The sequence below is a fragment of the Nocardia araoensis NBRC 100135 genome (assembly GCF_000308435.1).
Lineage (GTDB): Bacteria > Actinomycetota > Actinomycetes > Mycobacteriales > Mycobacteriaceae > Nocardia > Nocardia araoensis.
The window spans coordinates 35,177-48,015 of record NZ_BAFR01000033.1 but is presented as its reverse complement, the minus strand read 5'-3'; the positions used below and the strand labels follow the sequence as shown (position 1 = coordinate 48,015).

Genomic DNA, 12,839 nt, shown 5'->3' with positions numbered 1-12,839 from the left:
ATCGCGTCGACGAATTCCTCCCGCGACATCGCGCGGATGCGCTCCGGCGTGTTCGCCGTCGTGCGCTGGAGATGGCGTTGCGCGTGCAGCGATTCGTGCGCCAGCGCCAGCGCCTGCCGCACGTGCGAATTGCCCTCGGTGAAGGCCAGCGCCGACAATTCGCGACGCCGGAACTCGCCTGCGCGCCCGTCCGGCGCGCTGTCCTCGTAGTCGGTGCGGATCGGGCCGCTGTCCAGGCTCGCCAGGATCTGTTTGCCGTAGTCGGTCTGCCGCAGCAGGTCGCGGACCTGGTCGTCGTGGGTGTCGAGGACCAGGCGGTCGTTCTTCGGGGCATCGCCGGGGTGGCCGATCTCGCCCGGCTGCTGCGCGTAGTGCAGCAACAGATCGTGCAGCGCGCGTACGGGTTTACTCGCCGGACCCAGATCGCCGAAGTGATCGCGCAGGACGACTTCGGCGAACGCTTCGGCCACCGCCTCGTGGTCGTCGAGCAGACCGTCCTCGTCGAGGCTGTAGCCGCTGAGCTCGCGCAGCCACTGGCCGAAATCGCCGTCGGGGTCCGCGGCGGCCAGTTCGAGCAGATGACGCTCGGCCCGCATCCGCGCGGCGAGACCACCGGCGTGGTCGAGCACGTGACCGTACTCGTGCACCGCGACGGCGAAGACCGGCCGCCGCAGCGTTATCGGCTTCAGTTGGTCGTTGCCGACGGCGTTGTGCACCGCGGCACGGAAGGCCCGCGCGCTCGTCGCGTGCTCGTGGCTGAGGACGATCGCCCTGGTGAAGACCTTCCTGGTGACGTCATCGATCTGACCGTCGGCCCACCCGAGCTCGCCCCGCTTCAGCTCGCCGATGCCGACACCGCGCAGGTCGACGTTCGGGAACCGCTGGTGCAGTTCGACCATCGCCCTGGCGTATTCGCGCACCACCTCGGAATTCAGTCCGGGCCGATCGAAGCCGAACACCTCGAACCCCGGATTGCCCGTGGCCTCGCGCAGCCGGTCCTGCAACAGCTCGCCGACCTCGTGCGGATTCAGCTGCGACCACTCGTCCGCGGCCGGGGCGCCGAGCACCTCCGTATCGGGCAGGTCCGCGGCGATGTCCTCGGGCGGATGAGTTCCGCGCGGGGACTCGTCCGCCATCCGGTCCCGATCGACGTGCGGTTCCGTGCCCGCCTCGCGCTGCGGCTGTTCGCCTTCCGGTGTGCTCGTCCTGCCCGGCGTGATCCGATCGATGAACCGGCCGAACCTGCTGCGCGGCTTGCCGCGATCCGCCAGGTCGGTGGTACCGTCGCCGAGCAACTCGATGATCCTGGCGACCAGCTTCTTCCGATCGGGCGCGGCCAGACCCTGCAAATGCGTCGACAGGACGTCGGATTCCGATCGGTTCGACAGCGGAGCGGGCACCCGCCAGCCGCCGTTGCCGTCGGGCTCCAAGTGGATGCTCAACATCGTCGAGCCGACCCGGAAGATCTCCAGCTGGTGATGCGACGGGCGCGGGATGCCCGGGTCGCTCGGCAGCGGGATCCGGCGGGTGTACAACCGGTGCGCGACCTCGGCCGGATGCGGCGGCGTCAACGGCGGGTCGGCGGCTGCCGCGGTGCGGTATCCCGCCTCGTGAAAGCCCTCGGTCAGCCTGCCGGGCACGTGGAAACCTTGGCGGCGGGTACCACGCGCCTGTTCGGCGTCTTCAGCGGTGTAGAACGCCTCGGGGCCGAGTTGTTTCAGCCACTCCTCGAACCCGAGGCGGGTCCGGCCCTCGGCCCGGTAGCGCAGATAGTGCGCCAGCATCTGGGTGAGCGCTTCGCTCCTGGTGGGGTGCCGGTACGGCCCCTCCGCCGCCGTGACCGTGATGTGGTGCATGGTCGGCAGGCCGCCCGCCCCGCGCACCGCCTCGCGGTAGTCGAGATAGTGCGAACGGTCCCAGAGCACGTCGGCGAGTTCCGGATGGCTCGCCGCGAGTTCGCGCAGGGCGTCGAGGTGCTGCCCGGGCTCGGCGACGACCACCAGACGCGGCCGCCTCCCCGGCTCGGAATCGGCCGGGTAGCGCACGACGCGGTCGGTGAGCCGTTCGGGATGCGGCTCGCTGTCGAATTCCTGATCGAGAACGCGCCGGGCGAGGTCGGCGTCGCCGTCGGGCCCGATCTCGCGGGGCGCGGGGTCGTCGAAATGCTGGGTGATCCCGTCCTCGCGCGCCTTCGGATGACCCCAGCGCGACTCGTCCTCGTTACCCGCGGCGCGGACGACATCGAGGGCGATCTCGGCCCGGTCCAAACCGACCCGATCGAGATAGCGCCGTACCGCCTCGCGACCCGCCCGGTAGGCGGCCTCCTCCGGCGGCGGGGCCTCGGGGTTGCGGCGATGCGCCTTCTCCGCCTTGGGATACGCCTTGTCGTAGGCCTCGGTGTACGCGCGTTCGGCCGGGCTGACCGGGACGTAATCGCCCAGATCGCGCAGCATGCGCAGGCTTTCGATCTCCAGCGCGACATGCGTGGCGCGCTCGGCGACCCTGGCGGCGGTGTCGCGCGCCGGCGCGCCGGTATCGGCGACGCGATCGGTCGGTGCGATGCCGTGCGCCCGGTCCCACGCCGCGCCGAAGTGGTCACCGTAGTTGCGCCAGCCGACCTGCGGCCCGAGGTGGTTCAGGTGCTCGCGCACCGCGCGCACACCGGCGCGGAAGGCGGCCCGGTGGTAGAGCGGGAAGGACCGGACGACGCCGGACTTCCAGTACGTCTTCTCGGCGTACTTCAGCGCGTCGTCGTATGCCTTGGCGTAGGCGCGTTCCAGGTCGTCGACACCGATCCGGTTCAGATCGATCGCACCGGTCTCGTCGGCGTTGCCCGCGTACATCAGGGCGTACGCCTCGGCCATCCGGTCCAGCATCAGGTCGACGTACTCGTCACGGGAAAGGGCCAGCCGCGCCAGGGGTTCGCCCGCGGACTCGTGCACCTGCTCGGACAGCCGCGCCGCGCGCACCAACTCCGCGGCGTGCCGCTCGGCCCCGGAACCGGAATCCAGCACGACGGTATCTGTCACCGGGTCGTATCCCGCTGCCGGGCGCAGGTTGTATCGCCCGCTGTCGAGACGGATGATGTTCGCGTCGGATTCGGTGCTGAAGCGGATGTCCACGCCGAGCCGCTCGAGCATGGTCGCGGCCCATCTGCCCTGCGGGCTGCCGCTGAGTTCGACCAGCACCCGGTTCAGCAGTGTGCCCGCGTGCTCGGTGATCGTCGGCTGGTGCATCCCCTCGCCGACACGGTTGCGGGGCGGATCGGTCGGCGTGTTCGTCGCAGGGGCGTCGGTGTCTCGAAGAACACGCAGGTCACCGGATTCGTCGAGGTGGACCCGGATGTCGGTGGGCAGCGGGTCGTCGGCGCGGCCAGCGCGAGCGGACAGGTCCCGCCGCACGAGGTCGGTGATCTCGCCCAGCAAGCGGGCCCGGTCCGCGGTCACCCGAGTGTGCTGTGCGGTCAAATCCGCGAGGAGCCGCACGTAGCTGGGGCCGTTCCAGATGTCGATGCGCTCGGACCGTTCCCGGAGCAGGTCGAAGATCTCCTGCCGGGTGGCCGGAATCTCGTCGTCCGGAAGGTTGAATCCGTCCTTCAGCCGCCGGAACGCGCGATCCCAGTCGGATTCGATGCGCGCCAACTCGCGCCTGGCCGCCGCCTCCGCCCGCTGGAGCCGCTCCAGTTCGCGGGCCGTCGCGAGATCGGAGGGAGCGTATTCCGCCGTCCCCTCGGGTGCGCGCGAGCGATGCGCGGCGTCCCACTCCTCGCCCGCCTCATGCCTGCCGCTGACTCCCTTGCGTGGATCCTCGGGGTCGTCGAACCGCGAATCAGCCAGCAACCTGTCCACGGCGGCGGCGCGCCGTCGTGCCGGATCCGCGCTCGAATCCGGTCGCCGCTCAGGGGAGTCCAGATCGAGCACATGACGCAGGTCCGCGTCGGAACGGGCCAGCACCTCCTCCAGATCGATGACCCGCAGTGCCGCCCGCTCCAGCTCCGACAACCGGTCCCGCCATGCGCTCGCCTGGTCGATCCGGACCGTCCGGCCGTGCAACCGCTCCATGGTGTCGGCCAGCGCGGCGCGAGTGCTCAATTCCCCGTCGCCCGCCAGGCCGCGCGCCGCCTCCGCACGCTGAACACGCGCCGCGTCCACCGCCGCGGCCACGGCGTCACGCCGTGCGGTCAGCCGAGCCGCTTCGGCGTCCCGGATCGCCCGGTGCACCGGGTTGTCCAGCGAAGAACGATCCGGCGCGTCGAAGGCATCCAGGTAGGCCGATTCCAGCGTGCCGCGCTGCGCGGCATCGACCACATCGCGCACCGGGCCGCCGTACGGGTCGTAACCGGCCGCGCGCATCTCCCGGTGGAATTCGGCTTGGCGGCCGAGCGCCTCGGCCTCCACCCGCACCCGCGCGGCGATGTGATCGGCCCGGTTCAGCTCGCGGATGCGGGCCGGGCTCACCTCGAGCCTGCCCTCGGCGACCGCACCGGCCAGCTCCGCCGCCCGCACGACCGCCGCCGCCTGCGCCAGCTGGTCGCGGCCACGGGTGCCGATGAAGACTTCCATCGTCCGCCCGTCGAAACCGTCCGGCTGCCCGGGACCGTCGCCGGGTTCCTCGAACCGGATGGCGGCCCCGAGATCGCGCAGCCGGATGAGCGCTTGCCTGCCGACCTCGCTGCGCGCCAGCACTTCTCGCACTTCCGCCGCGGCCACGTCGATCGGGCGGTGGTGCCAGCCGGACGGTTGCCCGTCGTCCGGGCGGACCAGCTCACGCGTGCCGATCTCGTCGCCACCGGCGGCGAGCGGCTCGGTGAGATCGGTGGACGGCAGCGCGGTTTCGCGTCGCGGCTCGTCCCCGGGCTCCGCTACCCGAACCGCGTGCCGCTGAGTATTCTCCGGTGCTTCGACGGACTCGCGGTCGATCCCGCCCGATTCGTTGCGGGAGATGAACCGCTCCAGCCGCAGCCCGTCCAGGAACCGGCCGAGCCACCCACGACGGCCACCGCGGTCGACCGCTTCACGCAGCAGGCCGTAGGCCACGCGCGCGGGTTCGCCGGCCCGGGAGTAGCCCCGTGACTGCACTTCGGCGAACGCCTCGGCCAGCGCCTCCGCCGGATCGAGCAGTCCGGACTTGTCGAAGCTGTACCCGCTGAGGTCGGCCTTCAGCCACGCCAGATAACCCTCGGTGGTCGGTTCGCCCAGCTGCTTCGACAGGTAGTGGTTCAGCAGTGCGGCGTCGAGCTTGCGCCGGGCGTAGCCGCTGCTGCCGATGTCGAGGATGTGGCCGAACTCGTGTACCGCCATCGCATGAACGGGCCTGCGCGTGGCGCTCGAATGCAACCATCCGGATTCGACGCTCTGCTCGACGGCCTTCCGGAATTCCGTCGCGCTGGCGGCATAGCGTTCGTTGATCACCAGGTCGTCCGCGTACACCCGCCGGGTGCCATGGTCGATCAGCTGCCCGGTTTCGGCGAAGACGCCGCGCGGCAGGTCGCCGATGACGATTCGGCGCAGCTTCGCCTGCGGGTTCCGCTCGAACATCTCGACCATCGACCGGGCGTATTCCCGCAGCACCTCGCCGTTGAGGCCGGGCCGGTCGAAACCGGAAACCTCGAATTCGGCATCGCCGGTGATCCGTCGCAGCGTGTCGCGCAGCTTCTCCCCGACCTCCGCCGGACCCAGCTGCGACCACTCGTCGTCGAACGGAGCGCCGAGCAGCTTCGCATCCCCCTCGACCGCCTCGATCAACCGGTCGTAGAGCATCCGGACCGGCTCGGGCACATTGTCTCGACCGTGGGCCACCACCCGGACCAACGATTCGGCCAGCGCCTCCGACGAGTCGATGCCCCGAGACGTCAGGCTGTAGCCGCTGAGGTTCTCGCGCAACCACTCCATGAAGCCATCCATCGTCCGGTTGTCCGGATGGTTCTCCATGTAGTGGTAGAGCAGCTGGTCCTCGGCTCCGCTCCGCGCTGCGTCGTTGCCCGCGTCCTCCAGCGCGTGCCCGAACTCGTGGACGGCGATCGAATACGCGGGTCGCCGCAGGACAGCCGAGTCGTACAGCCCGTCGCCGACCCGGTTGATCATCGTCTGCCGCAGATCCCGTGCGCTCGCGAGGTATTTCGAGCTCACCGTGATCGACTTGGTATAGGAGTGCCCGTCCTCGTACCCGGAATCCGCCGCCGCGATCGCCTTGCCCGGCAGGTCGCCGATCCCGATGCGGCGGATGTCGACCTGCGGGAAGCGGGAGTGCAGGTCGACCATCGCGCGGGCGATCTCGCGCACCGCCTCCGGGTCGAGCCCGTCACGGTCGAAGCCGAAGACTTCGAACTCGGGATTGTCCGTCTCTCGGCGCAAGTGCTCTTGCAATCGTTCACCGACCTCGGCGGGGCTCAGCCGCGACCACTCGTCGCCGGTGGGTGCGCCGAGCAGTTCGGCGTCGGGAACATGTGCCGCGGGCTCCCCGTCCGGCGTGCGCGGCGGCTTGGCGTCGCCCGCCGATTGCTCCGAGATCTCCCTGACGCCGTGCTCGGGATGCGCGTCCGCGGCGACGAACCTGGTCGCGCGCGCGTCGGACAGCGTCCCCTGGATGAGGACCTGGGAGAACCCGTCCGGCAGATCGTAGACCGGCTTGAACTTCCAGGACGCGTCCTCCGGCGGCAGCCCGGTGCGCCATTCCAGGATCACTCCGTCACCCTTGGTGAACGCTTCGGCCGCACTGCGTGTGCGCGACCACGACGTGGTGTCGCTCTCGGCGGCACGACGCTGGGAGATGTGCTCCTCGACGGACAGGTCCACGGTTCCGCGCGGCACCGCGCGACCCGAAACCGCTTCGTGATACGCGGGATTCACCGATCCGTCGGGCAGCAGCCGAGGGATGCCGCGATACAGCGGCGTCCCGTCCTCCGGCAGATTGCCCTCGAACAGCACGTCCCCATGGCGGCCGAGCGAGTCGTCGGGAGCACGCGCCCGCGAACCATCGTCCGGAAGGTCGATGTGGTCGGCCTCGAGCGAGAGCGGCGCGTCGCTGTTCTCCGGCGGCTCGGCGGCCAACCGGGTCAGCAGGTCGTGCAGCGCTCGGGCGGGAGCGCCGGCCGGGTCGTCGTCGCCACGCAGCACGTGATCGGCGAACGCCTCGGGCAGCGCCTCTTCCGGCCGCAGGTTGCCGTCGCGGTCGAAGCTGTGGCCGCTGAGCTGGCGCAGCCAATCCTCGAAAGCGAGCCGCGGATCGCGGGTGTCGTCGTCGAGATAACGCTCGTACAGGTGTTCCTCGGCCCGATGCCGCGCGTTCTGTTGACCGGCGTAGTCGAGCGCGTGCCCGTATTCGTGCGCCACGACGGCCCGGACCGGACGACGCAGCACTTCCGGGGAGAACCGGCCGTTGTCGACACCGATCCGCATCCGATCCCGGAACGTCTGCGCCCCGGTCGCATGGTCGTAGCTGAGGACGATCGATTCGGTGAACATGTGGCCGGAAGCGTCCAGCCGTGGCTGCGCCATGCCGATCACCTCGGACGGCAGCCCGCCGATACCGATGCTGCGCAGGTCGACGGCGGGGAACCGATCGACCAGATCGACCATCGCCCTGGCGTACTCGCGCACCACCTCGGGATTCAAACCGTCCAGGTCGAACCCGAAGACTCCGAAGTCGGGGTTGGCCATCGCGCCGCGCAGGTGCTCCCGCAGCCGCTCGCCGACCTCCTCCGGCGTCAGGTGCGACCATTCGTCCTCGCCCGGAACGCCGAGCAACTCCGCGTCGCGGGCGGCCGCCGCGTCGCTGTCGTGGTCCTGCGGCGGGAGTGACGAATCCTCGGCGTCCCGCGCCGGAATGTGGGCGTCCCACGCCGGAGTGCCTGCGTCGTGCGTTGGAGCGTCGGCATCACGTACCGAGGCGTCAGCGGGCGATGCTCGGTCCGGCGTCCGCGTCAGCGCGGGCGATTCGATGCCGCCGATGACATCGACCCGCACCAGCACGCCGTCCCGATGGAGATCGAACTCACGCGAGGTGACGACGCCGTTCTTGGTGGCGTGCACCAGGTGGTACTCGACCTCGAGCGTTCCATCCCGATGCGCCTTCAGCAGTTGCTCGCGCGCCCGCGCCAGCGCGCGCCCTTCGGCACTGTCCGGCTTGACGCCCCGCGCCGCCATCTCCTCGGGCGTCTCGGTCAGAATCCGCCGCAGGTTCTTGTCGATCGCGGCCGTGCGGCGCAGATATTCCGGCGAACCCTGTTGCGCTTCGGCGACTTTGGAACCACCGAGGTCCCAGTGGACACCCTTGGCCTCGATCACCACCAGCTTCGGCGGCCCCCCGTCGATACCGGGGACCAGCACAGCTATGTCGACGGTATCGGCGCCATCGATCGCGCCTTCGAACGGCGACAGCAGCACCGCACCGGGCCGCTTGTCCGCGTCCAGCGCGAACGCCCGGCCACCCAGTTCGCCGAGCGTCTTCGATGCCTGCACCAGCGGTGGGCCCAGCCGGTTGAACTCCTCGGCGCTGCGCTCCATCTCGCCCAGGCGATCCAGCTTCGCCTGCTTCTCGTCGTCGGAGAGGTCGGACTCCAGGATCTCGATCTCGAGTTTCGCCACGCGCCCGGCGAGCTTCTCCTCGGCCAGATCGCTGATCTTCTCGATCCCGAACTCCGCCATGTGCCGCTTGACCCCGTCATTGGCCGTGTCGCGCTGCGCCTCCAAGGTCGCCCGCTCGGTGACCGCTTTCGCGATCTGGCCCGCGATCGTCTCGTCGACCACGGTGTACGGCTGCTTGTCGCCGGGATCGGCCAGGTACCGATAGGGCCGGTTCGTCAGCGGATCGCGTAGATATTCCTTGGTCAGCGCGTCGTGCAAGCGGAAACTGTCGTCGCGGTAGGTGCCCGGGTCGTCGTCCTGGTGATGCCACGTTCCGTCCGGATCGCGGTAGGAGTCGGGGCGGTCACCGAACTTGTGCAACAGCCCGTCGGCGTCGCGGTACATGCCGGTGGGGACATCGTCGTCGCCGTGTTCCCCCCGGTGCTCCGCGTCGTCGGATTCACCGAGGAAGTCGGGCGTCTCGTCGAGCGCCTGGGTGCGGTCGCGTGCGGGCCGCGTGTCGTCGCCCTCCGCCGCCGGGGCGCGGTCGAGTGCAGGCCTCGCGCCCTCCGCATCGCCGCGGTCCAGCGGCGCCACCTTCCGGTCCCCCGGTTCCGGCACCTCATCGGCGTCGCGTGGCCGGGCCGCCGGATCTGATGGCCGATTCGCTTCATCCACAGCGCCCGCGTCACGGTCACCCGGCGGAACACGCGCAGGCTCCGGTGAATCCGAGTCATCGTGGACGCGCGCCGGTTCCGAATCGCCGCCGTCCAGCGGCGCCGCCTTCCGGTCCCCCGGTTCCGACACCTCATCGCCGTCGCGCGGCCGCGCCGCCGGATCGAATCGCCGATTCACATCGTCCCCTGCGCCCGGGTCACGGCCACCCGGCGGAACACGCGCAGGCTCCGGTGAATCCGAGTCACCCGGCGGAACACGCGCAGGCTCCGGTGAATCCGGGTCGTTGCGCGAGCGCACCGGGTCCGGAGCCGGGTCCGACGACGAATGCGGCGGTACCGGGGCATCGTCCGCGGGACGCCCACCGGCGACCCGCCACCAGGTGTCGGCGTTCTTGCGGAACTCGCGGGCATGCCATTCGGCTTGTCCCGCCTTGATCCGCAGCGAGCGTTTCGTCACCCCTTCCGGCAGATCCGCCTCATCGATGCGGTCCACCAGGTCACGCAGCCGCCGCGCCTGCTCGGCGGCCCGCCTCGAGTGCATGTCCGCCATCTCCGCCCGCAGCCGCGCGCGGAACTGCTTCGGCGTCTCGTCGTCGCGCCGACCGGCGATCTCACCGTCGGGACCGTAGATCGGGCGTTCGTCGGCCGGTCGCACGCGTGGGTCGGATCCGCTCGGCGACACCGCCTTTCCCGCACCATCGAACAGGACCGCCGACACCGAGCGCAGATCCGCGGGCACGTCCGGCGGGAACCCCTTGCGGCTCTCCGCCCCCGGATCGGATACCTCGATGCGGAACTCGCCGGTGTCCGGATGCATGCGCACGGTCAAGGTGTAGGCGTGGGCGCCGACCCCGTGCTCGTCGACCGGGCCGGTGTATTCGTCCACCACGAGGGCGCGCGGTCCACGGCCCTCGGCGACATCGCGCGGGTCCATCCCCGCCGCCATCCGCAGCAATTCGTCGGCGATACCTTGGTGGCGAGACTGCTCCGGTCCGCCGTCGGGATAGTCCCACAGGCGGCCGCCCGCTGCCTGCTCGATTTCGCGCAGGGACATGCCGCGCTCGCCGACCGGCTCGTCCGGCGGCCGGATGGTATCGCTCCCGGTGGCCTCTCGGAGCTCCGCTAGCGAAAGCCGGGCGCACTCCCCGCGATTCTTCGGATGATCCTGTTGCGCCGCGTCGGATTCCGGGTCGTCCCGCGTGGTCTCGTCCGTGTCCCGCCGAGCCGGGTCCTCGGAGTCCGTATCCCGGCGACGGGACTCGCCATCGGTATCCCTGCCCGGGCGGCGAGTCCTGGCTTCCGTATCTCCGCCCGCGTTGCGCACCGGCCTGGCCTCGCCCGCGTCACCGGCGAGCGGCAGCACGACCGGCTCCGCGGTGTCGCGCCGCCCGTCTCCGGATTCCGAGGTATCGCGGGATCGCGACGCCTCGCCGTCCGGGCGGTCCGCACCCGCCTGGCGCGTCTCTCCGGCTGGACGCGTTTCTCCGGTTGGACGCGCCTCGCCGACCTGGCGGGTCGCACCGGTCTCCCGCCTCGATTCGGCGCGCGGCGCCTCGGCGTCGGTCTTACCCGCCCGCACTCCGGGCTCGTCGCGGCCGGGACCAGCGGCGCGATCGGCCACACCGGCGCGGCCCCGGTCGGCGGTCGCCCTGCCGTCGGGTGTGCCGGTCTGGGTGCGGGAATCGGCGGACGGCGCGGGCCGTGCGTCGCTCGGTCCCGGCGAAGCAGGCGACGAGTGTGTCGGGCCCGGTGCGGCACCGGAGGACGGTGGCGCGCCCGCGGTGGCAGGCCCGGCGGGCGGCGTGACCGCGGGACCGGTCAGCGGGGCGCCCGCGACCGGTGTCGCACCCGTCGGGGGCATGTCCGACAGCGACCGCGTCTCCGGGTTCTGCACACCGTCGACGGCGCCGCGCTGCGCGACCCCAGGGTCGCCAGCCCTGTCATGCTGGCCCGCAGCTATATTCGGCTCGTCGGACCGGCTGGCTCCGGTTCCGCGGTCTTGCCTTCCTTCGTCGGCGAGCCCTGCTCCGGTGTCGGAGGTCGACCGCTCGCCGGACGTGGCCCGTTCCCCTGACGCGGAATGCTCACCCGTCGAAGACTGCTCACCCGATGTCGTCCGCTCACCCGACGACGACTGCTCACCCGACGACGACTGCTCACCCGATGTCGTCCGCTCACCCGACGACGACTGCTCGCCCGACGAAGACTGCTCACCCGACGACGCGCGCTCACCGGACGAGCCCTGCTCCCCGGTCTGCGCCCGAGCGCCGGACTCGCCGTTACGCCCGGCCTCGTTCCCATCCGACCTCGCCCCATCGGAGGCCGCGCTCGAAACCCGATCTCCCCCGGACGCACCGGAGGTGCGCGACGTGTCCGTGCCGCCGTTCCCGGCCGCCGGCATTCCGGCGCGCGGAGCCCCCGCACCGTTGGACGCCCCGGGCGTGTTCGACGCGCCGGAAGTGTTCCCGGCGCCGGGAGCCAGACTGCCGTCGCCCGCGCCGGGCGTCCCCGCACCATCGGGCCGGTAGCCCACCCGCGGCCCGCTCGCGTCGGCGAAGAGGTTGTTCAGGCGGGTGCCCAGATCGGGACGGCTCATCGTGGTCGGCATCACCTTGTTCCACATCTGCGCGGAACCGACCTTGGCGACACTGGTCATCGCACCGTTCGAGGCGCCCGCGGTGAACATCCGCCAGTCGACCGGCGTGTTCCCCAGGTTCTGCAGCGCCTGGTCCAACCCGTCCGTCGCCACGTCGAAGCCGAACTGCGTCGCGGTCGCGCCGGCGAAACCCGCGCCCGCGCCGACCAATCCCGCCGTCGTACCGGTGATCATGCCGTGCAGGAACGGATTGAACTCCGGGCCGAACTTCCGGGTCAGCGCATGGCCGAGCTTCTCGCCCAGCGGCCCCGCCGCTGCGCCGCCCGCCGCGGAGCTGACGGCGGTCACGACGACCTGCTCGACGTTGATGTTCTTGCGGTGCCCCTGCTCGACCTGGTAGGCCTGCACGCCGAGTTCCTGCATGGTGCCGAGGATCGTGTCGATCGCGACGTGCCGGAGCAGGAAGCTCACGAACCGGTTCGCGACGATCCGCCCCACCCGCTGGATCACCGCCTGCACCAACCGCTGGCCGATGATGCGGACCGCGATCCGGGTGGCCGCGATCGCCGCCGCGTCCACCGCGGGCTTGAACGGTCCGGACGCGAACGACGCCGCCAGCTCCGCCGCCAGCAACGCCAGCGACGACCAGTACATCAGCTTGCCGTACTCGATCTCGGTACCGACGTCGTAAGCGGAGTCGCCGATCTCCTTGAAGTAGTCGGCCAGCTTCGACAGCGTCTGGTCGTCCTGCGGGTTGCCGCCGCTGAACGTCAGGAAGCTGTCGAAGGCCTTGACCATCTCCTCGTAGCCGTCGCCCGAGGGATAGGCGGTCATCGACGCGCTCTTGGCCGCCACGATGTCGGGGATGACCGAACGCAACTCCTCCGCGGCGGTCCGCCAGTCCCCGCCCAGACCCCACATCTGGTCCTCGTTGCCCTCGGGCCATTCCATGCCGACGATCGGCTCGAGGTACTTCAGTGCGGAAGGCAGCTCGATAGCCAT

General features: G+C 70.7%; 1 protein-coding gene (cut by a window edge). It reads right to left on the bottom strand.

The window, feature by feature from the left end:
- The coding region annotated (locus ON21_RS04325) for a WXG100-like domain-containing protein (RefSeq protein ID WP_039795580.1) crosses the window boundary (this coding region is incomplete at its 3' end): on the bottom strand, window positions 1-12,839 show 12,839 of its 28,008 nt. The annotated region extends 15,169 nt beyond the left edge of the window.